20 protein-coding genes, 1 tRNA gene and 3 pseudogenes are annotated in these 24449 nt (G+C 55.9%); 14 read left to right on the top strand and 10 right to left on the bottom strand.

All coding sequences use genetic code 11. The annotated features are described in order from the left end of the window. The first annotated feature begins 178 nt into the window (after positions 1-178). Positions 179-1786, top strand: a complete 1608-nt coding sequence (gene pntA / locus E1H13_RS09600) for a Re/Si-specific NAD(P)(+) transhydrogenase subunit alpha (RefSeq protein ID WP_169613193.1) — start codon at positions 179-181, stop codon at positions 1784-1786. 185 nt (positions 1787-1971) lie between these two features. Next, entirely contained in the window at positions 1972-3393 is a 1422-nt protein-coding gene (locus tag E1H13_RS09595; protein WP_169613192.1) for an NAD(P)(+) transhydrogenase (Re/Si-specific) subunit beta, read from the top strand. A 511-nt stretch (positions 3394-3904) separates the two neighbouring features. Here E1H13_RS09595 and E1H13_RS09590 read toward each other — a convergent pair. Together E1H13_RS09590 and E1H13_RS09585 are read right to left on the bottom strand one after the other, a co-directional pair. Continuing rightward, positions 3905-4336, bottom strand: coding sequence for a pentapeptide repeat-containing protein (locus E1H13_RS09590; RefSeq protein WP_169613191.1), 432 nt, complete (start codon positions 4334-4336; stop codon positions 3905-3907). Positions 4337-4777: 441 nt separating this feature from the next. Continuing rightward, a complete protein-coding gene (locus E1H13_RS09585; protein WP_169613190.1) occupies positions 4778-5797 on the bottom strand; it encodes a cyanophycinase in 1020 nt (339 codons plus the stop codon). Between the two features lie 30 nt (positions 5798-5827). Here E1H13_RS09585 and E1H13_RS09580 point away from each other — a divergent pair, with 30 nt between their 5' ends. Further along, a complete protein-coding gene (locus tag E1H13_RS09580; protein WP_169613189.1) occupies positions 5828-6118 on the top strand; it encodes a hypothetical protein in 291 nt (96 codons plus the stop codon). Between the two features lie 17 nt (positions 6119-6135). Here the strand turns inward: E1H13_RS09580 and E1H13_RS09575 are convergent. From E1H13_RS09575 to E1H13_RS09560, 4 genes and pseudogenes are all read right to left on the bottom strand, one after another. Further along, positions 6136-6276, bottom strand: a pseudogene (locus E1H13_RS09575) (IS4 family transposase); the annotation flags it as partial. A 97-nt stretch (positions 6277-6373) separates the two neighbouring features. Further along, a tRNA-Pro gene (locus E1H13_RS09570) sits at positions 6374-6447 on the bottom strand. A gap of 174 nt (positions 6448-6621) precedes the next feature. Next, positions 6622-6990 carry a DUF1818 family protein gene (locus tag E1H13_RS09565; protein ID WP_169613188.1) on the bottom strand — a complete coding sequence of 123 codons (369 nt, stop codon included), beginning with the start codon at positions 6988-6990 and terminating at the stop codon, positions 6622-6624. Positions 6991-7017: 27 nt separating this feature from the next. Further along, positions 7018-7245: a DNA-directed RNA polymerase subunit omega gene (locus E1H13_RS09560; RefSeq protein ID WP_169613187.1), complete on the bottom strand. Its 228-nt coding sequence runs from the start codon at positions 7243-7245 to the stop codon at positions 7018-7020. 171 nt (positions 7246-7416) lie between these two features. Between E1H13_RS09560 and rpmI the strand changes: the two genes are divergently transcribed. The 4 genes from rpmI (at position 7417) to E1H13_RS09540 (ending at position 9503) form a co-directional block, all read left to right on the top strand. After that, entirely contained in the window at positions 7417-7614 is a 198-nt protein-coding gene (gene rpmI, locus E1H13_RS09555) for a 50S ribosomal protein L35 (protein ID WP_169613186.1), read from the top strand. Positions 7615-7708: 94 nt separating this feature from the next. Next, the gene (gene rplT, locus E1H13_RS09550; protein WP_169613185.1) at positions 7709-8059 is read left to right on the top strand and encodes a 50S ribosomal protein L20; all 351 of its coding nucleotides are present in this window, start codon (positions 7709-7711) and stop codon (positions 8057-8059) included. Between the two features lie 46 nt (positions 8060-8105). Further along, the gene (locus E1H13_RS09545; RefSeq protein ID WP_347404142.1) at positions 8106-8825 is read left to right on the top strand and encodes a transporter substrate-binding domain-containing protein; all 720 of its coding nucleotides are present in this window, start codon (positions 8106-8108) and stop codon (positions 8823-8825) included. A gap of 135 nt (positions 8826-8960) precedes the next feature. Further along, a complete protein-coding gene (locus tag E1H13_RS09540; protein WP_169613183.1) occupies positions 8961-9503 on the top strand; it encodes a tetratricopeptide repeat protein in 543 nt (180 codons plus the stop codon). A 145-nt stretch (positions 9504-9648) separates the two neighbouring features. Here the strand turns inward: E1H13_RS09540 and E1H13_RS09535 are convergent, their stop codons facing one another. Beyond that, positions 9649-11589 carry a DUF1565 domain-containing protein gene (locus E1H13_RS09535; protein WP_169613182.1) on the bottom strand — a complete coding sequence of 647 codons (1941 nt, stop codon included), beginning with the start codon at positions 11587-11589 and terminating at the stop codon, positions 9649-9651. Positions 11590-11717: 128 nt separating this feature from the next. On the opposite strand from E1H13_RS09535, the gene E1H13_RS09530 reads away from it, so the two are divergent. The 4 genes from E1H13_RS09530 (at position 11718) to E1H13_RS09515 (ending at position 17850) form a co-directional block, all read left to right on the top strand. Then, a complete protein-coding gene (locus E1H13_RS09530) occupies positions 11718-12806 on the top strand; it encodes a thiamine phosphate synthase (protein WP_169613181.1) in 1089 nt (362 codons plus the stop codon). Positions 12807-12958: 152 nt separating this feature from the next. After that, complete coding sequence (gene thiS, locus E1H13_RS09525) at positions 12959-13183, top strand: sulfur carrier protein ThiS (protein ID WP_169613180.1); 225 nt, start codon at positions 12959-12961, stop codon at positions 13181-13183. Between the two features lie 105 nt (positions 13184-13288). Then, complete coding sequence (locus E1H13_RS09520; RefSeq protein ID WP_169613179.1) at positions 13289-14248, top strand: DUF1517 domain-containing protein; 960 nt, start codon at positions 13289-13291, stop codon at positions 14246-14248. Positions 14249-14430: 182 nt separating this feature from the next. Further along, positions 14431-17850 carry a UvrD-helicase domain-containing protein gene (locus E1H13_RS09515; RefSeq protein ID WP_169613178.1) on the top strand — a complete coding sequence of 1140 codons (3420 nt, stop codon included), beginning with the start codon at positions 14431-14433 and terminating at the stop codon, positions 17848-17850. A gap of 15 nt (positions 17851-17865) precedes the next feature. On the opposite strand, the pseudogene E1H13_RS27925 reads toward E1H13_RS09515, so the two are convergent. Further along, positions 17866-17980 (bottom strand): annotated as a pseudogene (locus E1H13_RS27925) (AraC family transcriptional regulator); the annotation flags it as partial. An 81-nt stretch (positions 17981-18061) separates the two neighbouring features. On the opposite strand from E1H13_RS27925, the pseudogene E1H13_RS09505 reads away from it, so the two are divergent. Continuing rightward, positions 18062-18367 (top strand): annotated as a pseudogene (locus tag E1H13_RS09505) (DUF4277 domain-containing protein); the annotation flags it as partial. Positions 18368-18456: 89 nt separating this feature from the next. Next, positions 18457-19710, top strand: coding sequence for a chromate efflux transporter (chrA, locus tag E1H13_RS09500; protein ID WP_169613177.1), 1254 nt, complete (start codon positions 18457-18459; stop codon positions 19708-19710). Between the two features lie 60 nt (positions 19711-19770). On the opposite strand, the gene asnB is transcribed toward chrA, so the two are convergent. Next, positions 19771-21798, bottom strand: a complete 2028-nt coding sequence (asnB, locus tag E1H13_RS09495; RefSeq protein ID WP_169613176.1) for an asparagine synthase (glutamine-hydrolyzing) — start codon at positions 21796-21798, stop codon at positions 19771-19773. A gap of 405 nt (positions 21799-22203) precedes the next feature. Between asnB and E1H13_RS09490 the strand changes: the two genes are divergently transcribed. Continuing rightward, positions 22204-22920: a DUF1028 domain-containing protein gene (locus E1H13_RS09490; protein ID WP_169613175.1), complete on the top strand. Its 717-nt coding sequence runs from the start codon at positions 22204-22206 to the stop codon at positions 22918-22920. 7 nt (positions 22921-22927) lie between these two features. On the opposite strand, the gene E1H13_RS09485 is transcribed toward E1H13_RS09490, so the two are convergent. Beyond that, positions 22928-24106 (bottom strand): bifunctional sterol desaturase/short chain dehydrogenase, encoded by a 1179-nt coding sequence (locus E1H13_RS09485; RefSeq protein ID WP_206070281.1) that lies wholly within the window; start codon positions 24104-24106, stop codon positions 22928-22930. Between the last annotated feature and the right edge of the window lie 343 nt (positions 24107-24449).

The following is a 24449-nucleotide window of genomic DNA, read 5'->3' as shown; positions in this document are numbered from 1 at the left end:
AGAAGGGGTAGAGCATTGCGCTAGAGTCATTGTAGAGAACGTTTGCCAACTCAAAGCTTGTCCCTTATTGAAACTGGGTGTAAACATTAAGGTTTTCTTTGCAATTTAGAATTTTCATCGTCCCACGATCCAGTTTTCAGGATCGATTTGGTGTCTATAGGTAGGAACTTTTGCTTTTATGACCATTGCACAGCCCCACGATATATCTGTGGCAAATTCAACTACCCCCTCTGGCCTCAAGGTAGGCATTCCAAAGGAGGTCTTCCCTGGAGAATGTCGGGTAGCGGCCACCCCAGATACCGCTAAAAAGCTACAGAAGCTAGGGTTCGAGGTTCTGGTTGAAACTCAGGCCGGGGCTGGGGCTAAGTTCAGCGATCGCGCCTATACCGAAGCAGGCTGCCAGGTGCTACCCGATGCCGCCAGTTTATGGAATACCGCTGACGTGGTGCTGAAGGTGCGCGCCCCCCAGTGGCATCCCTCCTTGGAACGGCATGAGGCGGATTTATTAAGGCCAGATAGTACCCTGGTGAGCTTTATCTGGCCCGCCCAAAACCCAGAACTCTTGGAACGGTTGTCGCACCAGGGGGGAACCGTCTTGGCGATGGATGCGGTGCCCCGCATTACCCGAGCCCAAAAGCTAGATGCCTTGAGTTCGATGGCTAACATTGCGGGTTATCGAGCCGTGATTGAGGCGGCTAACCAGTTTGGCCGCTGTTTTACCGGCCAAATTACCGCCGCAGGCAAAATGCCCCCCGCCAAGGTGCTGGTAATTGGCGCTGGGGTGGCTGGGTTAGCCGCCATTGGGGCCGCTAAAGGGTTAGGGGCCGTCGTTAAAGCGTTTGATACTCGCCCTGAGGTGAAAGAGCAGGTGCAGAGTATGGGGGCGGAGTTCCTGGAGCTGCACTTTCAAGAAGACGGCAGTGGGGAAGGGGGCTATGCCAAGGTGATGAGCCAGGCCTTTATTGCCGCCGAAATGGCCCTCTTTGCCCAACAGGCTCAAGAAGTGGACATTATTATCACGACAGCTCTGGTGCCCGGCAAAAAGGCTCCCCTGTTAATTACCCGAGACATGGTCGAAAGCATGACCCCTGGCTCGGTAGTCGTGGACTTGGCCGCTGAACAGGGGGGCAACTGCGAAATGACCCAGCCGGGCGACATCACCACCTACAACAATGTCACCATCATTGGCTTGACCGATCTACCCAGTCGGATGGCGTCCCAGGCCAGTCAGCTCTATGGTAATAACCTATACCACCTGCTGAGTGACCTGGGGGGCTCAGAAAACTTTGACATTAATCTGGACGATGAAGTGATTCGGGCCACCACCGTCGTCCAGGGAGGGCAAGTGATCTGGCCCCCACCGAAGCCTGAGACCCCGGCCTCGGCCCCCGTTAAACCAGCCGCCACCCCCGTAGCTGTTGCCCCCGAGCCTAAGCAGAAAGGGCTAGTGGGTCAGCTTTTCTGGCCTGCAGTGATTGGCCTGGCCTTTGTGGCTATTGGCCTCTGGGCTCCAGAGTCGTTTATGTCTCACTTTACGGTGTTTGTGCTGGCCAGTTTCTTGGGCTGGAAGGTGATTTGGGATGTGTCCCCCTCCTTGCACACCCCCCTGATGAGCGTTACCAATGCCATTAGCGGCATCATCATCATCGGCGGCATGTTGCAAATCTCTAGCGATATCACCTCACCGATGACGATTCTAGGGGCGATCGCCCTGTTCCTGGGCACAGTCAATATTGCTGGGGGCTTCATGGTCTCCCAGCGAATGTTGAACATGTTTCACAAGTAAGCCCAAGCTGCATCAAACCAATCACAGCCACCGGATGGTGGGCAATGCCCACCCCTGGGGAGAACATTTACCAGCGGCCCCCTGCAGCCAAGTAGCTTAGAGAATTTTGAAGGTCAAGGGCGACATGCCGCTCTAAAATCCAAAATCCAAAATTCAACACTCCATTCCCTACTTTCTCTTTGTTTATGTCTAACAATCTTGTAACCACGGCCTATATCGCCGCCAGCGCCCTCTTCATTCTCAGTTTGAGTGGGCTGTCACAGACGGAAACCGCCAAGCGGGGCAACTGGCTAGGCATCATCGGTATGGCCATTGCCTTTGCCGCCACCGCCTTTATCAGCCAGGGCTACTCTGTTCAAGCCAGCTCCATTGGGCTGGGGGTGCTGGTGGGGGTTGTGGCGGCCAGCCGGGTCGCGATGACCTCTATGCCCGAAATGGTGGCATTTTTGAACAGTTTTGTGGGTCTGGCCGCTGTGTTAGTTGGCTTTGCTGAGTATCTACAACCCAGTTCGACCCTAGTGGGCATCGAAGAAACCATCCACCGGATTGAAATCTATGCTGGTGTGTTCATCGGGGTGGTCACCTTTACCGGGTCGATGGTGGCGGTCGGTAAGCTGCAAGGCATTTTGCCCAGCCGCTCGGTGCTACTACCGGCTCGCCATGGGTTGACCATTGCCATGCTGATTGCGATCGCGGCTCTAGGAGCCCCCTTTCTCTCAGCAACCGGCACTGCTGGCCTCGTTCCCCTGGGGATCATGACCGCCATTTCAGCCGTATTTGGCATTGTGATCGTCATGGCCATCGGCGGAGCCGATATGGCCGTTGTTATTTCCTTGCTCAACAGTTATTCGGGGCTGGCCTCGGCAGCGGCGGGCTTTATGCTCAACAACGACCTGTTGATTATTACCGGTGCCCTGGTGGGCAGCAGCGGCGCTATCCTCAGCTACATCATGTGCAAAGGGATGAACCGCTCGTTTTTGAATGTGGTTTTGGGTGGCTTTGGGGCCACCAGTGCTGGCTCCAGCCAGGGGGCTGGCCAGGCGGGAGATGCCACAGCCACCAATCCAGCGGATGTGGTGGATATTTTAGAAGCCGCCAATAGCGTTGTGATTGTACCCGGCTATGGCATGGCCGTAGCCCAAGCCCAGCACGCCGTAGCGGAAATTACCCAAATTTTGCGCCGCCAGGGCAAACAGGTCCAATTTGGCATTCACCCCGTCGCCGGGCGGATGCCGGGTCACATGAATGTGCTGCTCGCCGAAGCCAACGTGCCCTACGACATTGTTCTGGAAATGGATGAAATCAATGACGACTTCGCCAATACGGATGTGGTGCTGGTGATTGGTGCCAACGACACCGTTAACCCCAGTGCCCAGAGTGATCCCACCAGTCCCATTGCCGGTATGCCAGTGATGCAGGTGTGGCAGGCAGATACTGTGGTAGTTCTGAAGCGCAGTTTGTCACCGGGCTATGCCGGGGTTGACAACCCGCTGTTCTACCACGACAACACCCTGATGCTGTTCGGCGACGCCAAGGCCAATGTCAACGGGGTCTTGAACCAACTGTCAGACGTGGCCGCCACCGATGCAGTGGCCGTAGCGGCTTAGGGAGCCGTGACAGGTCAGCCGTGACGGGTCAGCAGGATCTACGGTATACGGTATACGGTTCACGGTAAGCGGTTTAAGGCGAGCCGTAGACCGTGAACCCTAAGGCACATTTTCCGGCATCATTTTTTTGACTAATGAGCATTAGTACTACGCTGCGGCATCAGCTACCCCTCCCTATACCTGTGTAACCCACCCTTGCCCCTCCCAGGAGGGGATGCCGTGTATACACATCTTGGCCCTCTCCCCCAAGCCCTCTGGGCAAGCTTCGCCAACGGTCCCCCTCTCCCAAAAATGGGCGTAGCTTGCTTCTCGCAGAGTGGGGGAGGCCAGACAGGGCTTTCCGGCTCCCCTTCTCCCAGAACGGGAGAAGGGGTTGGGGGATGTAGAGCTTGCTCTTCCCGCAGGGTGGGAAAAGTCCTGCAGCCAAGGCCTTTAGGACTTATGTGTACACAGTAGCCCAGGAGGGGATGCCGACCCCCAGCAGCGGGGGGCATAGTGCAGCCAGACCGACTTAATCGCCACCGATGCTGATAGGAGTGCCGACAATTTCAGCCTGGGTCAGGTTAGCGTCCAAAAATGATGCCCCTGCGGCCTCAGCAAAATAAATCTGAGCCTGGGTCAGGTTGGCGTTGTCTAACACAGCTCCATCCAATACGGCATTGGTTAAAAAGGCCTGGGTCAGGTTGGCACCGGTTAAATCAGCGCCGGTTAGGTCGGCCCCTTCTAAGTTGGCCTCGTGCAGGATGGCACCGGTCAAATCGGCCTCGCGCAAGTCAGCTCCAATCAAGTGGGCCTGGGTGAGGTCAGCCCCTGACAAATCGCAACCTTGGCAAAGGTTAGTTTCAAGCAGTTGCTGCACATGGGCCAGATTTTCGGCCTGCACAGGTGCGGCAAACATGATCGGAACGGCTACGGCTGCACCCGCTAATGTTGATAGTTTCATGGGGTTTCCTCCGTGCTTCACTGGGCAGGGCTAGCAACCATAGGGCTAGCCAAGGTAGCCCAATTGACTGCTTGCAAACCAGCACCAGCGTGAACATCACGGGTGTAAGCGTCAGCTATCGGTTAAGGGTCAACTGAGAAAGCAACCAACTGCAGCGGTAGCGAGTGGTGGGGGGAGCGATCGCAGCTACCCGCTAAGTGTCATCCTGGAAATTAGGGGAAATTAAGCTTAACTTAGGACAATCCCCAAAACATCAGGACAAGCTTTCATTTACCTGAACAATAAGCGGTAGATGTCGCTTGACAATTGAACTACGCTTTAGATCATGCCATATTTTTATCGCCTGCGGAGCTAAATCCCCCATTCTGTAAGGAATCGAAAGGTAGAAATTTAGCCCTAAGTCCTCTGCCTTCAGGCAGACCGCAGTCATTTATCAGTAAGTTATATGACCGTTTTGCGTAGCCCCGACTTGCCACCCTTGGTGTACCAATATTCCCAAGTACCACCCCCAGCGGTAGTCCAATCCTTTAAGTCAAAATAACCACTGCCCTCTGGATCGCCAGCAATCCGATAAACTTTTACCGCCTGCCCGCCATGGTCCCAAACCAGGGGCCAACCTGGCCACATTTGTTCGGGTAGGGCTCCATTGGGCTGCAAGAAGTAAGCATCTTGGCCAATCTCGGTACCATTGCCAAACACGTGGGCGATGCCCTGTTCGTCAATCGCCACAAAAGCCCCCTCTTCCAGGCCAATGGCGTAGTGGTCCAGGTTATTGTCATCGTCATAAATAACCCGGGCCAGCAACCCTAGAATACGCCCATAACGGGTCTCTGGGTTCTGGCGATTCACCCGATCCAGATGGGTGTCCATAATCACTTGCTCGAGATAGGGCGGTTGGATAAACCGGCTCCGGTGAATGGTCTGGGTATTGTAATGGAACGGATCATCGAGAATTTCAGAACTAATCACCCCCTGGTGATCAGGGGCGTAGTAGTGGTCACCTAAGATGGCCATGCCGGCACTGGTACCCGCTATCGGTATCTTTTTTTCGTGGATTAAATAATTGATGGCGGTTTCGGTGGCCGTCCCTTCCCAGAATTTCTGGTAATCATTCTGGTCTCCCCCAGCAATGAACAGGGCATCTGCTTCCCGAATGTAGTCAACCACATCCGGATTATCAGCTGCCTCCCGACTGTCAATGGATAGTTCGGCGGCTGAGCTAATGGTGTCTTTGTAGCGATCGCAAATCCACTTGGCTTGCGTTCCGACACCGCCCACCCGCAGCACCAAATAATTTCCCCCCCGAGCTCGCTCTAAAAACCAGCGAGTGGCGGCATCCTCTCCAGACGTATCCCCTTCCGCCCCACCGATCAGCAACATAGCGGCTCGTGGAACTCTAGTCTCAATTTCTCGGTTGCGACAAACCCGGTGGTAGTCAAAGTCTCGATGCTGCTGACCCATAGGAGTACCTCATGGTTACCTACAGATAGCATGCCTGAGCGGGATCTACCCCAGCTAAAAACCGACATGATTTGTAGTGTCTGGCAACAGTTCTCAGACACCTATCTACTCCAAAGATCCGATCAATATCGGATTTGCCAAATTTTTGACCATCAGGTAAGAAACTTTTTCAAGGATAGGCAATTTACCTATGCAGAAGGCTCAGACAACACCTTACTCTATTGCTATCGAGGTTGTGCGCTTCAGTTCAATCAATGGCCAGTGCTGGCTATGGAAGCGCTGACCATCACTTACTTATTACAACACTCCAAACAAATTTAGGTGGGCATGGCTCCAGCTTAAGCGGCTATAGCCCCGTAATTCAGGAGATTCTGGTAGTTGGGGTGAGCTTTAATCAAAGCTGGCCCCAAGTCGAACATGGCCGTAAATAGGTCTAGAAGATGCTCATTGAACGCCTGCCGTTTAACCGAGGCGATCGATAAACTGAGGGATTCCGCACCCCATCCTCTAGGGTCTTGACGTAGGGACTCATCCTAGAAACGACAAAACCCCGCCAAATGGCGAGGTTTCAGTCAATCGGAGCGGCGGGATTTGAACCCACGACCCCCACTACCCCAAAGTGGTGCGCTACCAAGCTGCGCTACGCCCCGGTCAAAAATCGTGCTTAACCACAATAACACAGACAGGTCAGCATTCTCAGATCGATCCCTAGATATTTTTTTGTGGTTTCTTGTGGGGCTGCAACAGACCAAGGGGAATGGGGCGGACTTTTCGGCCCTATGGGATTTCGCTGGATTGACGTTAATCCAGTCAGTCCAACCAACTTAAACCGAGTCCAAGCGGCATAAAGCTTGCATCAACCCCTGAGTAGCCTCGCTGGCCCATTGCCCCTCACAACGGCGACCGTTACTGAGAATGAAGCGTAGGGAGTACTGATCGGGGAACCCATCTGCCTCGACCCAGAGCAGGTCGGACTCGGCTTCGCAGGTAATCCGTTCCTGATCCATCAATTCAGCGGCCATAGCCTGGAGAGTGTCAACCAGTTGCTGGGCGAGGCGACAGAAATCCTGGAATTCTTGGCCTGTCAGCTCAAGCGCCCAGGTGTCGCCTGCCACCATACCCTGGTAAGTGGACGCGGCTTGATCCCAACCAATGCGCCAGCCAGGGCCTTCTTTCACAAACCGTTGGTCCATAGCCAGGACAGGGAGAAAGCCTCCCTGCTATTCGCCAATAATCTCAGGCTGGGTAAGCTCGTCAGACATTTCAATAATCGCCCGCAGCACCGGCTTCATCTTGGGGTCTTCGTAGTTCTCAAAATCTTCGAAGCGTCGCCGCTGGGCCCGGTTGGCCACCTGTACTGTGATGCGATAGCGATTGGAAGCGGCCTGAATCAAATCTTCGGTACGGCGCATAACTTGGGTGCTATCAAAGGGAGAACGCTTCAGCATAGAAGACCTGTATAACGGTTAGGCTCCTATCATACCAAGAAGCTAAAGATGGCTGACGGTTATTGGCTGGCAAAAGTATGACCACCTTGGCTGAGATGAAGTCTATTTCGCCCAGGACATCTGCGATCGCCATGGTATGATAAGAGACTGTGTCGAAACCATGTATGAACTATGCCGAAGCTAAAGTCTCGCAAGGCCGCCGCTAAGCGCTTCCGTCGTAGCGGGAGCGGCAAAATTATGCGTCGCAAGGCCTTTAAAAATCACCTGTTACAGCACAAGGGTGCCGATCGCCGCTCTCGCCTGTCTAAGATTGCTGTGGTATCTGAAGCAGATGCCCCCAATGTGGAGTTGATGCTGCCCTACCTCTAAGGTAAGGATGCTTGCTTTAGGATGACCAGTTTTGTCGACTGGTGACAAGATTTTTGGTTGACCGTTTCATTTACCATTGAGGATTTAGAGAGTCATGGCACGTGTTAAGCGCGGCAATGTTGCCCGAAAGCGCCGCAACAAAGTATTAAAACTGGCAAAAGGGTTTAGAGGATCTCACTCTAAGCTGTTTCGTACGGCTAACCAGCAGGTGATGAAAGCCCTGCGTTATGCCTATCGCGATCGCCGCAACCGCAAGCGCGACTTCCGCCGTCTGTGGATCACCCGGATCAACGCGGCGGCTCGCCTACATGGCATCAGCTACAGTCAGCTCACTGGCCAACTGAAAAAGGCCAATATCGACATTAATCGCAAAATGCTGGCTCAAATGGCGGTGCTTGATCCCGATGGTTTTACCAAAGTGGTTGAAGTGGCCAGCAAGGGCTAGCCTAGGGCTGCTGAGTTTTGGCATAGGGTTGGGGGCGCAGTGGGCTGTGTCCCCAATTTCTGTTGCTGCTGAGCTGGAGACTATTCGACGGCGGGGGCATGTCGTAGTAGCCGTGCGGGAGCAGTGGCGTCCCCTCAGCTTTCGCAGCCCAGAGGGAGACTGGATGGGCCTGGAAATTGACTTGGCCAGGCGATTGGCGGCAGAAATTGTGGGCAGCCCTGAGGCGGTGGTGTTTGAACCCGTAGCCAATGTGCAGCGGTTACCGGCAGTACTGGAGGATCGGGTGGATTTTGCGATCGCCGGATTAACTATCACCCCAGCACGGATGCGGGTGGTCGACTTTAGTCCTCCCTACTATCTAGATGGCACTGGGGTATTGGTGCGCCAGGGGCAGTACCAGACTCTGCAAGCTGTGCAGCGACAGCGGGTAGGGGTGTTGCAGGGCTCAAGCGCGATCGGGTATTTACGCTATACCCTACCTTTTGCCGTGTTGGCTCCCCTAGACAGTTACCAACAAGCCCTGGAGCACCTCAGCACCGGTCGGGTTGACGCCTTCGCCGCCGATTTGACCGTGCTGACTGGTTGGCAGCAGACCCATGACGGCTACACCCTTTTGCCGACGGCCCTATCGGTAGACCCCCTGGGGGTGGCTTTACCCAAGGGGACGCAGTACACCAGCCTGCGATCGCAAGTGAATACCGCTGTCACCACCTGGCTGGAAGACGGCTGGTTGGACGAGCGCGCCACCTTCTGGGGACTACCCTAACTCGTGGCAAGATAATGATATTGTGAGGCTGCCAACGGGCAACTTGGCCCGGGGGCAGCCATGGAAATTCCAATAAACAGGCTCACCGCTAGGATCCTGATTGTTTAGCGCTATAGGAATAGGTCTTAAAAACCAATGGAGAACAGCAATCTGCTCTTAATTTACCTGGCCATTTTGCTTGGCCTGCTCAGCATTGCCGCCTTTTTTGTGGTTCGCCAGGTGATTAAGACCCGTCGTATTGAAAGCACCCTATCCCGCTTGCAATCAAAGCTAACGAAAGAAAAGGGCACCGCCCAGGAATACTACGAACTGGGCAGCCTGTTATTAGATAAAAAACTCTATACCCAAGCGGTGCTGTATCTTCAGCAAGCTTTGAAGCAGCTGGGCGACGATGACAGCGAAAATGCTGCTGTCGTGCACAATGCTCTGGGCTATGCCTACTTTGCCCAAGAGCAGTATGACCTGGCCATTCGTAACTACAAGGAAGCGCTAAAAATCACACCAGCCTATGTCACGGCCCTCAACAACCTGGGCCATAGCTACGAGCGCAAGCAACTGATGAACCAAGCCCTGGAGGTCTACGAAAGTGCCTTGGCCGCAGAGCCCCAAAATTCAACTGCCAAGCGCCGGGCCGATTCTCTGCGCAAGCGCCTGGTGGCGACGTCGGATAAGAGTTAACGGAGGGGGACAGGGGACAGGCAGGATGCCTATCCTACAAAGTTCTGGATACACCCTGGCCAACTTATTTCAGCCCCCTTCCTGCTAACGCTGAAACCCTGCTGAAACCTTTTTGTGCAAGGGACTTCATTTTCTGCCTTCTGCCCTAGGGCACATAATCCACCTGCGCCGGTAACCCCTGGGCTCTGAGCCGATCGGCGGTGGCGGCGGCGGTGTCTGAATCAGGGTAGGCGCCTGCCTGCATCATCCACTGGCCGTTCATCCGCACCCGAAAGGCATCGGATACCAGGGCCCGCACCTGGTCCTGAACGGCCTGATCGGCGGCGGGGACCAACACCTTATAGTGCAGTCCTAGCAACCCAGCCAAGGAGGGCGGCGGCGGCGGCGGCCCTCCTTGACTGGGGGCGGCAACTTGACCAGGGGTCGAGCGCGGGGTGGGCGCATCGCCACTGTAGTTGGATGGAATCGAACCCGACGGCACCCGCAAGAGTTGAGGATTGTCGGCCTCCTGGGGGGATGAACTTGAGTTCGTCTCGGGCTTGACCTCCGAATTAGCAGCCACGACTACGGGCTCGGCAGGGGGCGGAATTACCTGGAGGGGCACAGACTCTGGCTCTGGTTCTGGTTCTGAAGCAGCAGTGGCCTGGTTGGGGGAGTTTTGCCGTTGCTGGCGCAGGCGATGGTGGATGGCCGCCAAGCGATCGCGGTTGGCAGTGGCGTTCTGACTGACTGATGGTTGCTGCTGCGGGGGCTCTGGGGCTGTGACCTCGGGGGCCTCACCTGTGGCAGATAGGGGCAGTGACTCCGGGATGGAAGCAGGGGCAGCCGCCGTCAAGGGTTCTGAATCGTTGGGCTCAGCCGCAGGCGGCGCGATCGCCAGGGTGGCAGCATCGTCTCCCTGGGCTGCTGTCGATGGCTCGGGGGCTGGGGGACTGGGGGCGGTAGGCGGTTCCGCCGCCACCCTGGCTAGGGCAGTGTCATCTGGATCTGGGGCGTGGGTGATCGGCTCTGCTAGCGGAGCTGTGGCTTGGGCCGGGCGGGGCTGAGGGCTTGGGGGTAAGGGCTCTGTAGCCGATGCTGTTGGGGCTAAGCCCTGGGGGCCTGCTGGGGCAGGGGCTGAAGACGAGTCAGGGGGAGACGGCTCGGACACCACTGGCGGTGCAGTTGGGGTGCTGGTTGGGGCTGGGCTATGAAGAACAGGTGGAGCGGCGATCGCCGGACCAGACTCATCGGCTTTAGCCGCCACCTGAAACTCCACCACCCCGTTGCGACGGTTGTGGGCAATGTGGTTGTTGTGCAGGTAGGGTTGGGCGCTGCCGTCCAAAATAATGCCATCCTGGTTTTGCACAATGCGGTTGTTGTGGATTTCGGGTTGGGCACCGGGGGCGACCCGAATCCCGATGCCCGTGTTATCAAACTGGTTGCCCTGTACCTGGGCGGTAGACTGCCCGGCGATCGCCAGTCCGACGACACCATTGTGAGTAAACCGGTTGCCTTCTAGCAACGGGGCACTATCGCCGGTCACCAGGGCACCCCCATAGCCACTACTGACAAACAGGTTGTCTCGAATCACCGGGCGTCCAGCTTCTACCACCATCCCGTAGCCAGCGGTGTGGGGGTTAGTCAGGGTGACGTTTCCTAAGCCAGCCCCATCGACGCCGATCACCGTGACATGCAGGCTGCCCTGGTTACGGCTGGTCCACAGCCCACTACCGCGAATCACCGCTGGGGGGCGATCGACGCCGGGTGCGCCCTGGACCGTGACCCCTGGCTTTAGGCGCAGGGGGAAGGTTTCCCCCGAATCGGCACTGTATTCCCCTGAGGCCAGCACCACAATTGACTGGGGCGGTGCTGCCGCTAAGGCCTGGGTGATGGTTTGATAGGGTCGCAGTTGGCTGCCATCGCCGTTGCCATCACTGCCGGAGACAGGGTTGACATGGACCAGCCGCTGATTATGGCCCCGTTCGATCGGGCCAGGGGGAGCCGCTGACGGGGACGGAGATGACTGCCCTAAAGCGGGGCCATGCCCCCAGGCAACCAGAGCGGCGATCGCGACGATACAGGCTGGTTGAAGACGAATAGCCATAGCCAGGGTGAGGGTTAAATGAGCGAAGACGACAAACTGATAGCTCAGGTTACGGTATATTCGCCACTCCGTTTACTAAAGTTCATATCTGTTAGGATGAAACACGTTCATCACCCGTCGTTTAATCCATGCCGGATCAGCCCTTGGGGTCATCCATTCCTCGTCAGCCCAGCGGCAGCAAGGGAGCCGTCTACCGCATCCTAGACGCCAATCTGGACCGCGCCCGGGAAGGGCTACGCATCATTGAAGATTGGTGCCGGTTTGGCCTCAATAACCCCACCCAAACCGAACACCTGAAGCACCTGCGCCAAACCCTGGCCCAGTGGCATGCCCCAGAACTACGACTGGCCCGCGACACCCCCGGCGACCCTGGCACTGACCTGACCCATGCCCAAGAGGCGGAGCGGGCCAGCGTCACAGCGGTGCTACAGGCGAATCTCTGCCGGGTACAGGAAGCTCTGCGGGTGCTAGAGGAATATGGCAAGCTCTACCGGGGTGACTTCGCTGCTGCCTGCAAAACCATGCGCTACCAGGTGTACACCCTAGAAAGCGAGCTGATGGGGGGGCATCGCCGCCAGCAACTGCACCAGGCCCTGACCTATCTGGTCACGTCCCCCTGCGATCGCCTATTGCCGATTGTAGAAGCGGCCCTGCAAGGGGGCATCGCCCTGGTGCAGTACCGTGACAAACACACTGACGACTGCCTACGTCTGGAACTGGCCCAAAAGCTAAAGGATCTCTGCCATCGCTATGGGGCGCTGTTTCTGGTCAACGACCGAGTCGATCTGGCCCTGGCCGTCGAGGCCGACGGCGTCCACCTGGGCCAAACGGACTTACCAATATCCACCGCTCGCCAGTTGCTGGGACACCAGCGCATCATTGGTCGATCGACCACCAACCCAGAGGAAATGCAGCGGGCGATCGCCGCAGGGGCCGACTACATTGGGGTGGGGCCGGTATATAGCACCCCCACCAAGCCCGATAAGGCCGCTGCTGGCCTAGACTATGTGCGCTACGCCGCCGAGCAAGCGACGGTGCCCTGGTATGCCATCGGTGGCATCAACCCCGACAACCTGACGGAGGTGCTGCAAGCCGGGGCCGAGCGGGTGGCCGTGGTGCGAGCCCTGATTGAAGCGGAAAATCCCACCCTGATTGCCCAGTACTTGGTGGCCCAAACCAGCCACCGCCAAAGGTTCCAGACGGTACTGGTAAGATAGTTATCTGGGGAGCTGACGTCAGGAATTAGACTTAAATTTAGACTTAAATAAGGTGACCTCTAGAAAACTTTCTACCGAGTAGTGGGCAGTGCCCTACGAAAGCTGCTACTCACTGGCTCCGCCCTACCCTCTTCGTTTTTCGTCCTTCCCCCATGCCCACCCCTGATTCCGACTCCATCTATCTGCAGGTCAACGGCGAAACCCAAACCTGCCCCCCCGGTACCCCATTGCCGACCTTTTTAGAATCCCTGGGCTTGAACCCTCGCTTGGTAGCGGTGGAGTACAATGGCGAAATTCTGCACCGCCAGCTGTGGGAAACTACCTACCTGCATCCCCACGATCGCCTGGAAATTGTCACCATTGTCGGTGGCGGCTAAGACAAGGGCGGATCACCCACTGCGATCGCAGTAGGGTAGGTTTAGCGGCCGAAAGACTTCGCGTTAAAGTATACATAGCGTTATTTAAACCCTGTTTTTACAGCAATGTTTCAACGACTGTTTCGGCGTATTAAGCCCCTTTTGAAACCTTGGGTTAAGCCTCTGGTAGCCCTAGGTTTGGTTCTCGTTTTAGTGCTCGGTCATGCCGATGGGGCCTGGGCCGCCAGGGCCGGTGGCCGGATTGGCGGCGGCAGCTTTCGGGCTCCCGCCCGGCCGATGACCCCGTCACCGCGTTCCTATGCCCCTGGACCTGGGGGCGGTGGGTATTACCCAGGCGGGGGCTTTGGCTTTCCCTTTCTGTTTCCCTTCTTTGGCATTGGCGGTGGTTTTGGCGGGTTATTTACCCTGCTGATTTTTATCGCGATCGCTAATTTCCTGGTACGCAGCTTCCGCAATGCTGGGGGCGGTGACGGTTATGGCACCATGGCCTCGTCGGCCAATCCACCAGTGGCTGTGGCAAAGCTGCAAGTGGGCCTGCTGGCTGAAGCTCGAGGCTTGCAAGAAGACCTGAACCAACTGGCGGCCACCGCCGATACCGGCACCACCGCAGGGTTAGCCAAGCTGCTACAAGAAACCACGCTGGCCCTACTGCGCCATCCCGATTACTGGGTCTATGCAGCTAGCGACGATAAGCAAACCCGTCTACTGAGCGCCGAGCAAGCGTTTAACCGCTATACCCTATCGGCCCGCAGCAAGTTCACGGCCGAAACCCTGTCCAACGTCAACAGTCAGATTAGCCAGAAAGAGGCCAAGTCCCTGCCTGGCGACGGCACTGAAGCCCCAGGGGAGTACATCCTGGCCACCCTGGTGGTAGCCACCCAGGGCCGCCTAGACTTGCCAGAGGTGCGCTCCACCGCCGATCTGAAGCAAGCCCTGAGCCAAATTGGTGCCATCTCCAGCGACAACTTACTGGCTATAGAAGTGCTGTGGACGCCGCAACAGGCGGGGGAAACCCTGACCGCTGATGAGATGGTGGCCGAATACCCTGAGCTGAAACTGATTTAACCTAAAGTCAAATTCAGTACCCAATCCAAGTTCAGAGCTGGGGTTTTCTTTGTGGGAAAGCTCCAGCTTTGAGCTGGATATGGGCGCAATTTGCCAGGTGCCGGTACAGATCCCCCCCATCCAGCCTCCCTACCCCTCACGTCCAATGTCATACTGAATAGGCGAAACCCCAACCTGCTCTAATGACTGATTTCCTAGCTGCCCTCAACCCTGCCCAACGCCAAGCCGTCGAACACTACTGCGGCCCGCTGTTGGTGGTGGCGGGGGCGGGCTCGGGCAAAACCCGCGCCCTCACATTCCGCATCGCCAACCTGGTACTGACCCACAAAACAGACCCAGACAACATTCTGGCAGTCACATTCACCAACAAAGCGGCCAAAGAAATGAAGGCCCGGATTGAGGCCCTGTTTGCCGAGCAGGACGCCCAGGCCCACTACGGCAAGCCCCTATCGACCCTGTCAGAAGCCCAGCAAATCAAACTGAAGTCCCAGGTATACAAAAACATCACCAAATACCTGTGGATTGGCACCTTCCATGCCCTGTGTGCCCGCATGTTGCGGTTTGATATCGAAAAGTATCAGCATCCGGCGGGCTACCGCTGGACCAAGAACTTCTCAATTTTTGATGAGTCAGACGCCCAGGGCCTGGTTAAAACCATCGTCACCCAGACCCTGAACCTGGATGATAAAAAGTTCAATCCGCGATCGGTGCGGTTTGCCATCAGCAATGCCAAAAACCAAAAGCTATCCCCTGATGAGTTAGAACAGGAGCAGCCCAACTATCGAGGTCGGGTGATTGCCGACGTGTATCGCCATTACCAAAAGGCTCTGGCGGAAAATAACGCCCTGGATTTTGATGACCTGATTTTGATGCCTGTGTACCTGTTTCAGCAAAACGAACAGGTGCTGGCCTACTGGCACAAGCGCTTCCGCCACATTTTGGTGGATGAATACCAGGACACCAACCGTACCCAGTACGAGTTGATTCGGCTATTAGCCACCAATGGGGAGTCCATTGCCACTTACAAAGATTGGAATCACCGCTCGGTATTTGTAGTGGGCGATGCCGACCAGTGTTTGCCCCCCAACACAGCCGTGTTAACGCCCCAGGGAGAGGTGCCGATTCAGTCCCTGGAAGTGGGGGACGAAGTACTTTCTACCCTAGGGCAAACGACACTATATCCCGCCAAGATTACCCACATTCAGCGAGGGCAGTTTAAGGGAAAGTTGTGGTGCATCAAAGCGGGCGACCGCATCCTTAGGGGCACCCCCCACCACATTCTCATGGCCCGTATGGTGCCGCTGCTCGATCGCTACTATGTTTACCTGATGTTTCGGGCCGACCGTGGCTATCGCATCGGCCTAACCACCGGACAGCGCGCTAATGACCATGGCAAGAAAGAGATTGGGTTTAAGGTGCGAGTTGCCCAGGAGAATGCCGATAAGCTCTGGGTGCTAAAAGCAACCAATAGTTACGAAGAAGCCGCTTACTATGAGGCCTATTTCGCCGCCAAATATGGTTTGCCGACCATGGTGTTCCATGCCAAAGGCCGGAAGTTAAGTATTTCAGATGAGACAATTTTCAAGCTATTTTCTGAGCTAGATACGTTTACGAAGGCCGAGGCCCTGATGCAGGACTTGGAGCTGCATCCCGATTTTCCCCACTATCGACCACAAAATGGCTTGCGTCGTCAAACGATTAATTTGACCATGTTTGGCAACGTCCGTAAGGAACGAGTTCACCCCAAGGCTGATCATCGCATTCAGTGGTCGTCCAATCGAGCTGACATTGCCGCTAACTTTGCTGAAGCGGGCTACCCTATATGTCCAGGGAAGCTACCGGGTACCTACCGCTACGAAACGGCCCGAACCTCTTATCCTGAGGCTGTCTCCATCGTTAAAGCCGCGGCGGCGGCGGGAGGGTTAGATATTCGTCGTCGCGCCCAGATTGACAGTGAAATCTATAACTTTTTACCCCTGTCTCACCTGCATCCAGGTATGCAGGTCCTGCTAGACATCGACGGACAACTAGAGGAGCGTAATGTTATCGACGTTTGGCAGGAAGATTATGACGGCGAGGTCTACGATTTAGAGGTTGATCATAGCCATAGCTACATCGCGGAGGGGGTGCTTGTTCATAACTCCATCTATTCCTTCCGGGCTGCGGATTTTACCATTCTGATGAACTTTCAGGATGACTTTGGCGACGGGCTGGCCGATGACGACACCCGCACCATGGTGAAGCTGGAGGAAAACTATCGTTCTACCTCCAATATTTTGGAGGTGGCCAACTACCTGATTGAAAACAACACTGAACGCATTGACAAGGTGCTGCGGGCTACCCGAGGGGAAGGGGAGAGCATTTATCTGTATCGGGCGGACGACGAAACCACTGAAGCCGATTTTGTGGTCCGCCAGATTCGTAACCTGGAAACCCAACATCCCGAGTTGCGCTGGGGGGACTTTGCCATTCTCTATCGCACCAACGCCCAGTCCCGCGCCTTTGAGGAGGTGCTGACCCGCTATAGCATTCCCTACAAGGTGGTGGGGGGGCTGCGGTTCTACGATCGCCGGGAAATTAAAGATGTGCTGGCTTACCTGCGGGCGATCGCCAACCCCTTCGACACCGTTAGTCTGAAGCGAGTGATCAACGTGCCCCGGCGGGGGGTGGGCAAAGGCACCCTGGACAAACTCGATCAAGCCAGCCAAACCCTGGGCAATATTCCCCTATGGGAAATTCTGGCCGATGAAACCTCCGTCAAAACCTTAGCCGGGCGGTCGGCCAAAGGGGTGCTGGCCTTTACCGACCTGATCAAGAAATACCGTCAGGACATCGACAACCAAAAGGGGTCCGAGATTATCCAAGGAGTGCTGGAAGACAGTGGCTACCTGGCTGCCCTCAAGGCCGAAGGTACCGACGAAGCGGACGATCGCTTTAGCAACGTGCAAGAACTCTATAACGCTGTACTGCAATTTGAAGAGGAAAGCGAAGATCCATCACTGCTGGCTTTTTTAGCCAATGCCTCCTTGGCTTCGGATCTCGATGACAGCGCCGAAGGGCCCAACGCGGTATCCCTGATGACCCTGCACTCGTCGAAGGGGTTAGAGTTTCCAGTAGTGTTCCTGGTGGGGTTAGAGCAGGGTCTGTTCCCCAACCATCGGTCCTTAGAAGACCCCGCCGCCACCGAAGAAGAGCGCCGTCTCTGCTATGTGGGCATTACCCGGGCCCAGGAGCGGCTGTTCATTTCCCACGCTCGCGCCCGCCGCCTGTACGGCAACCGCGAACCCGCCAGCCCGTCTTTGTTTTTGAGTGAGCTACCGGCGGAACTGGTGAGCGGTGATAGTTCCGCTAGCCTGCCCCAACGCTGGAGCACCCCCCTGCGGGAAGCCCGTAAACAACGAGAGACCGACGCCAAACCGGGCAGCGGTGCCCACGAAGCCGACTGGACCGTGGGGGATGTGGTGGTGCATAAAGCCTATGGAGCCGGGCAGGTGACCCACATTTTTGGGGCAGGTAACAAGATCTGCTTGGCGATTCAGTTCCAAGGGCAGGGTCGCAAAATCGTTGATCCCAAAATTACTGCGCTACAGCGAGCTGAATAGTATTGCAGAAGCTTGTTAACGACTTCTGTAAGCACTGGGGGTTAAGCCCGTCGCCTGACGAAACTGTTTGCTCAGGTGACTGTGGCTGTTGAACCCTACATTCCGGCCTTTGAATTGTCACATCAAGAATTTGAATTGTCACATCAAGAATAAGGCGACATACTTTCATCAGTGGTGCAACGGAGGCAACGTTGTGATGAGTGACTCCAACCTGACGGTCAAGAACTTAGATCACCTGGGAATCGTGGCGGGTTTGGTGGACGAACTGGGCTTGGTGGACTATCTCAACGAGCGGATCGGGGTCGACCCTCGCGAGACCATCAGCATCGGCGTGGTGGTCAAAGCGATGATTTTGAATGGACTAGGCTTTGTCAGCGCACCGTTGTACTTATTCGAGCAATTTTTCGTGGGTAAGGCGACCGAGCATTTGCTTGGCGAGGGGCTAGAGGCGGAGCATTTCAACGATGACCGTCTGGGTCGCGGCTTAGACCAACTCTATCAGACTGGGGTGAGTGAAATGCATCCACCCAGGCTAAATGTCGTCCATGCGATAGGATTTTCATGTTCGGTTTCGATACAGTAGCCTCAGCAAGTAACTGTGAGGCTATGGGTCACTCTACTGAACCTGAAACCCAACATTTGAATCGAAACTCGATCCCTTTGTCGATTCGTCTTAAGGAATTGGCAAAGCTCTTTTTACGGCTGGGGGCAATTGGCTTTGGTGGCCCCCAGGCCCACATTGCCATGATTCACGACGAGGCGGTGGTGCGGCGGGGTTGGTTCCAGGAGGAGCAGTTCCTGGAGGGGGTGGCCATTTGCGAAATGCTGCCTGGCCCGGCCTCGACCCAAACGGGCATGTACACGGGCTATCTGCGAGCCGGACAGTGGGGGGCGCTGGTGGCAGGCGCCAGCTTCATCCTGCCCGCTTTTTTGATCATGGTGGTGTTGTCCTGGGCCTACTTTCGGTTTCAGGGGGTACCCCAGATTGAACACCTGTTTTTAGGCATTTCGCCAGTGGTAATTGCGATTATTTTTGGCTTTTGTTGGAAGCTAGCCAAAAAGGCGATTAAGGACCGGACCGGGGTGGCGATCGCCCTGACAGTCCTGCTCATATCGTTACTCTTTCGCCCCAATGTCTTGCTGCTGTTTATCTTGTCCGGATTAGTGGGGCTAGTGGTCTATCGGCCCACCCAACTACCCCCACCAGGACCATCGCCCCGTCTCCGTGTCTGGATCGTCCCTTGGCTATCCTGGTTGGCAACGGTTCCTGCCGAGACGTCGGTCATGTCTAGCTTTTGGGGCTTAGAGCGCATTCAAGCATACGCCCTGCCCCTAGGGTTATTTTTTGTCCAGGTCGGTGCCTTTATCTTTGGCGGTGGCCTGGTGATTATTCCCCTGCTGGAATCGGCAGTAGTGGATGACTTTCAGTGGATGAGCCGGAGTCAGTTTCTGGATGGAGTGGCCCTGGGCGAACTGACCCCTGGTCCAGTGGTGATTACCGCCGCCTTTGTGGGCTACAAGGTAGCCGGGGTACTAGGGGCCCTAGTGGCCACCGTGGCAATTTTCTTGCCGTCGTTTTTTTTCATTATGTTTACATCCCCCTTTTTACTGCGCCTACGGCAGAACCCCTGGGTGAAGCGTTTTCTAAAAGGGGTGATGCCAGCGGTCCTGGGGGCGATCGCGGCCGCTACCCTGCCCCTAGCCCAAGCTGCCCTATGGCAAGACCAGTGGCCACTGACGGCAGTTGCGATCGCCCTGAGCTTGGCGACCCTCGTCGCCCTGGTGCGCTTTCGTCGCCCCACCTGGCAGTTGATCCCAGTCGGGGCCCTGGCGGGGCTGGTGATGGGGGTGGTTGTCTAGAGGATCTGTACCGGCGTTCTAGACCGCAGCCGATCGTTCCAGGGCTAGACGTTCCAGAGCTTAGACCAGGCTGGTCTGGGGGGCTGACCATCCCACCTCCTGGGCTTTGGCTTGGGCCAGTTGGGTGACATCCTGGGCGACAAATTGCTGATGCAAAATCTGCACACTCAGCAAATGGTTAATCACCGCATCCAGTTGCACCCGTTCCGCCACCGGGGTAGCCTCATCCTGATGCCGCTTCAGTACCGCCTGCACCGCCCCATAATCCAGCAGCGCTGCTGCGTCCACGGCATCACGGCTGAGATAGGTATCGGCCAGGTTTTGCAGCGCCCGTTGTTTGACCACATCCGTGTGGGAAGGGGGGGCCATGAAGGCAAATTTTTGCCGTTTGTAGAGGGTTTCGGGCAGTAGTTCTCGCATGGTTTCCCGCAGAATGAACTTGTCCTGGTAGCCCCGAAAACGGAGATTGGGAGGCAAGGTGACGGCAAACTCTACCAGGGGATGGTCCAAAAACGCAGGTCGGGCTTCCAGGGAATTGGCCATATCCACCCGGTCCCCGGCCCAGCCTAGCACCTGGGACTCAAATTGGGTCTTAATCCACACATACTGAGCTTTGTCCAGGGGATGGCGATCCCGCAGTTGTTGAGCATCCAAGGCCGCTGCGATCGCGCCACCCGGTCCATAGTCAGCGACAGCCGCGCGATGCTGGGGATGGAGCAGGGCGGGCACGTGGGTAGCAGAACTGAGCCACGACTGTAAGCAACTGGGGGTAAACCCGACCACCGCCGCCAGGGCCGAATCCTCCAGGGGAGCTTCAGCCAGTAAATTCCCCTTAAACAGTTTGTTACTCTCCGCCAGCCAAGCCTCTAGATCAGCCCGTTCTTCCGGGGTGGCATGGTCCATGCCATGGCGAATCATATCCAGCCGCAGTTGGGGATAGCCTGCAAACAACTCGTCTGACCCTTCCCCGGTCACCACCACTTTGTAGCCAGCCCGATGCACATGCTCGCTCATCAGCAACTTGGCCACCGTAAAGGTGTTATAGATGCTGCGTTCCGTATGCCATAGGGTGCGGGCAAAGTGGTCGTACAGTTGGGTGCCATCGACCATCAAAATGTCCTGGTCAGCCCCCACTGCCGCCGCCATTTCCCGAGCGATCGCCGTTTCGTCGTAATCGGCATCGTCAAAGCCGATGGTAAAGGCTTTAACCGGCGACTGTTGACAGGCCGCCGCCACCCCCAAAATGGTGCAAGAGTCGATCCCCCCAGACAGGTAGCAGGCCACGGGCACGTCCGCCTCTAGCCGTAGCTGAATCGCCTCTACAAATCGCTGCCGCAGCTCTTCCATATAGTCTTGGTCAGACCGCTGAGGTCGGGTCCCCAGCAGGGGAAAATTCAAATCCCAGTACTGCTCTTTGTGGATGGTGAGTTGGCCGTCACGGCGCTGCACCACCACTTTTTGCCCAGGTTCTACCGCATAGATTCCCTCAAATCCCGTGGTCCCCGGTACCATCGTCTGCATCAACTGGTGATACAGCCCCTCAGACGAAAACCGGCCCGGCACCGCCGGGTGGGCCATCACCACCTTAATTTCAGAGCCAAAGACAAACCCTTCCGGGGTCAGGCTCCAGAACAGGGGCTTCACCCCAAACCGATCCCGCACCAGGGTGAGTCGGTCCTGTTGCTGCTCGTACACCGCAAAAGCAAATTCTCCCCGTAAATGGGCCAGGGTACCGTCTAAACCAAAGCGATCGCTGAGGTGCAGCAGCAGTTCAGTATCACTCTTGGTGCGAAAGGTGTATCCCCGGGAGGTCAAATCGGCCCGCAACCGTTTGTAGTCATAAAACTCACCGTTGTGGGCAATCAAAAACTGACCATTTTCAGAGCGGAAGGGTTGCCGTCCCCGTTCTGGGTTCAAGTCAATAATGGATAGGCGGGCATGGGTAAAGCCAACGCCGCGATTCTCTACAATTTCATAACCAAACCCATCGGGGCCTCGATGATACTGGATGGCGGCCATCCCCACCAAAACTTGGGGATCGACAGGGTGGGCCGGATCGGCATACATCACGCCACCAATACCACACATAGGCTTTTTCCTCGTTGTTCGACAGGTCGTTGCTCGAAAGTTAACGGATCTCTAGGGACAGAGAGGTTTTTTCTCAACTAAACTAGAACTATCAATAGATTTTGTCCATTTGGGCGGTAGCTCCCACCCCAAAGGCTGCTGTCCATTACTGATTGCTTAACTGTTAACCCCCAGAACCGTGATCCTATAGGGGAATCCGGCTCTGCTTAAGCTTTTTCACAAAAACTCAAGGGTTAAGCCAAGCTTCGACCTATGCAGTTTTTGCATGGAAATACCCCAAGCCAGGAAAAAACGCCTCAGCCTTATGGGGAATCGTAATATTGGCCACAGTCTTTAGTTTAGAATTCATTAACAATTACATCATTCTGTGTACTGAATACACATTTTTTTAAATCTGGTTTCACTATGACGTTTTCTATTGTTGCTTGGGATCCAAAAACAGGTATGACTGGGGTGGCCGTAGCCACCAAGCACTTGGCGGTGGGGGCATTAGTGCCCCATGCTCGGGCGGGGGTCGGGGCGATCGCCACCCAAGCCCAAACCAACCCCCTCCTCGGCATTTGGGGATTAGATCTGCTGGAGCGTCGCCAGGCCACCGAGAGCCCTTTCAGCGAAGCGTCCGCGGAGGTGGTGCTGGATTGGTTACTAGAAAACGACTGCGATCGCCATCAGCGCCAGGTGCATCTGGTGGATCATAACGGCCATACGGCCGCCTGGACTGGCCGCGACTGCACTGGCTGGGCTGGGCATCGGGCCTTCCCCTATGTCTCGGTAGCGGGCAACATGCTAACCGGCCCAGCGGTGCTGGAAGCAATGGCCAAGACCTATCAACAGCATGACCAGATGAGCTTTAGCGATCGTCTGCTGTTGGCCCTAGAGGCTGGCGAACAGGCTGGGGGTGACAAGCGGGGCCGTCAATCTGCCGCCCTTTACGTAGTCGACAAAACCCCCTATCCCTACCTTGATCTACGGGTTGACCACCACCCAGACCCGATCGCTGTTTTGCGGGCCCTCAACGACGAAGCCCACCAGGACTATTACCAATCCTTCCGTCAGGCCATGCCCACCCAACTCGCCATGCCTCAGCAGCCAGAACCAGTTTGGTTGCCCAGGGCAGTTTGAGGGGTACCTAAGAGGGATGAGAAAACAACTTGAAATAGAGCCAGTGGCTAAATTCCTTCAGGGGAAATGTCACATAGGTGAGGGGGTTGATTGTGACCACGATATTACGCACATTGCGCTTAGCCAGGGCAACCACGGCCCAGGCGACCCAAGTAGCTGACATCACCCCATAAGGATTGAGGTCGCTCTTAAACGGCCCCAAGACAATCTTGCGCACGACGCAAGGGGCATCCAGGCGGCGGAGGGTGACCAACTCGCCCATCAGCCGTTTAGAGATTTCGTAGAGTGGGCCAAAGGCAGGGCTGACCTCGGCTTCCGATGTGTTTACCCACACCTCTTTATTCGCTCGCTGAGCTGACGTATTCACCGTGCTAAAAAACACTTCCATGAGTCGCCAACCGGACAGGGCATTTACCTCCAATGAGGTTTGTACCGCTGGGGCACTGCGGTCCCCGTACACGTTCACCCCGTGATTAATCACCAAAATATCGACTTTTTGGAGGGCATCCCATAAATCGGCCTCGCCCCCCGGCTGCCAGTGCCAGCAGCCAATGCCCTCTGGAAAGACGGAATTGGGGGAGGTGGTCAGAGCGATGGGCTTAGCTTTTTGCTGAGCCAATTCATTCAGCAGTGCCCGCCCCAGGGTGCCTGAAGCCCCCGTGACAGCTACCGTTTTGCCCTTGAGAGATACGGCTGTACCCATAAGTTTATCGGTAACAGTAAAATAGCCAGAAAAATAGGCATTCGTGTCATCGAAGTGATGTCGCCAGTGATAGGTCCGGTTGACCAGCCAATTACTCGGGGTAGTGGTTAATTCCCCCGGCTTATGGGTGAGATCGGTAGCCATCAGCCACCCCTGAGACCGAGCCACCGCTGATACCAGAAAACCAGCGCTATAGATACAGCCTAGCCAGAGCCCCGGCTGCCCTACAACTAGAGCCACCATAGCAACCATCCCGACCAGGACCAAAGCTTCGGGTACGTCATTGTAGAGCTGAGCCTGCCGATATAAAGTCTCGCTCACCAGACTAAAGTCTTTTTTATAGGTTCGGTGGTGCCAATTGTGCAGCCGCATCAGCGGCGGCCAGTAATGGCTAATAACGTGATACCCATCCCGGATGACTTCAGCGAAAACAATCGAGGCTAGCCCCCACACTGCTTGTAAAAAAACCGTTTGCCACGGCATACCAGACAGCCTCACCCACATCAAGTTGACAGCACTTCAACAACTCCGATATCCGAACTAGCGAACTGGCCCCAATCACCTGACTGACTCAATCCCTAGACCGTAAATGTTGATTCTGCAAAATGCTCTCACGTATTCTGACATGAGTTGGCCTGGGTAAAACTTGAAGCTCTACAATTCAATGACTGAATTCAGTCCTTGCGTTGCTGATGAATCTTCAGCCTTGACACCAGCGGTAAACCCATACAGGCTACATGCCAGCATTCTTCAGGGAGTTTACGGTTTGTTGGCGGCACACTATACCTGGGATCACCACCTGGGATCACCTTTTTCACACAACCCT

The sequence above is a fragment of the Nodosilinea sp. P-1105 genome (assembly GCF_012911975.1).
Taxonomy (GTDB): Bacteria; Cyanobacteriota; Cyanobacteriia; order Phormidesmidales; family Phormidesmidaceae; genus Nodosilinea.
This window is presented reverse-complemented; position numbering and strand designations above follow the sequence as displayed.

What these genes read in the sequence shown, in the direction of transcription:
- E1H13_RS09490 (WP_169613175.1), top strand. Translation starts at nt 22,204, where the DNA reads ATGACGTTTTCTATTGTTGCTTGGGATCCAAAAACAGGTATGACTGGG.
- rpmI (WP_169613186.1), top strand. Translation starts at nt 7,417, where the DNA reads ATGCCGAAGCTAAAGTCTCGCAAGGCCGCCGCTAAGCGCTTCCGTCGT.
- E1H13_RS09520 (WP_169613179.1), top strand. Translation starts at nt 13,289, where the DNA reads ATGTTTCAACGACTGTTTCGGCGTATTAAGCCCCTTTTGAAACCTTGG.
- E1H13_RS09580 (WP_169613189.1), top strand. Translation starts at nt 5,828, where the DNA reads ATGCCTGAGCGGGATCTACCCCAGCTAAAAACCGACATGATTTGTAGT.
- rplT (WP_169613185.1), top strand. Translation starts at nt 7,709, where the DNA reads ATGGCACGTGTTAAGCGCGGCAATGTTGCCCGAAAGCGCCGCAACAAA.
- E1H13_RS09595 (WP_169613192.1), top strand. Translation starts at nt 1,972, where the DNA reads ATGTCTAACAATCTTGTAACCACGGCCTATATCGCCGCCAGCGCCCTC.
- asnB (WP_169613176.1), bottom strand. Translation starts at nt 21,798, where the DNA reads ATGTGTGGTATTGGTGGCGTGATGTATGCCGATCCGGCCCACCCTGTC.
- E1H13_RS09565 (WP_169613188.1), bottom strand. Translation starts at nt 6,990, where the DNA reads ATGGACCAACGGTTTGTGAAAGAAGGCCCTGGCTGGCGCATTGGTTGG.
- E1H13_RS09560 (WP_169613187.1), bottom strand. Translation starts at nt 7,245, where the DNA reads ATGCTGAAGCGTTCTCCCTTTGATAGCACCCAAGTTATGCGCCGTACC.
- E1H13_RS09540 (WP_169613183.1), top strand. Translation starts at nt 8,961, where the DNA reads ATGGAGAACAGCAATCTGCTCTTAATTTACCTGGCCATTTTGCTTGGC.
- chrA (WP_169613177.1), top strand. Translation starts at nt 18,457, where the DNA reads ATGGGTCACTCTACTGAACCTGAAACCCAACATTTGAATCGAAACTCG.
- E1H13_RS09585 (WP_169613190.1), bottom strand. Translation starts at nt 5,797, where the DNA reads ATGGGTCAGCAGCATCGAGACTTTGACTACCACCGGGTTTGTCGCAAC.
- E1H13_RS09485 (WP_206070281.1), bottom strand. Translation starts at nt 24,106, where the DNA reads ATGCCGTGGCAAACGGTTTTTTTACAAGCAGTGTGGGGGCTAGCCTCG.
- E1H13_RS09535 (WP_169613182.1), bottom strand. Translation starts at nt 11,589, where the DNA reads ATGGCTATTCGTCTTCAACCAGCCTGTATCGTCGCGATCGCCGCTCTG.
- thiS (WP_169613180.1), top strand. Translation starts at nt 12,959, where the DNA reads ATGCCCACCCCTGATTCCGACTCCATCTATCTGCAGGTCAACGGCGAA.
- E1H13_RS09515 (WP_169613178.1), top strand. Translation starts at nt 14,431, where the DNA reads ATGACTGATTTCCTAGCTGCCCTCAACCCTGCCCAACGCCAAGCCGTC.
- pntA (WP_169613193.1), top strand. Translation starts at nt 179, where the DNA reads ATGACCATTGCACAGCCCCACGATATATCTGTGGCAAATTCAACTACC.
- E1H13_RS09590 (WP_169613191.1), bottom strand. Translation starts at nt 4,336, where the DNA reads ATGAAACTATCAACATTAGCGGGTGCAGCCGTAGCCGTTCCGATCATG.
- E1H13_RS09530 (WP_169613181.1), top strand. Translation starts at nt 11,718, where the DNA reads ATGCCGGATCAGCCCTTGGGGTCATCCATTCCTCGTCAGCCCAGCGGC.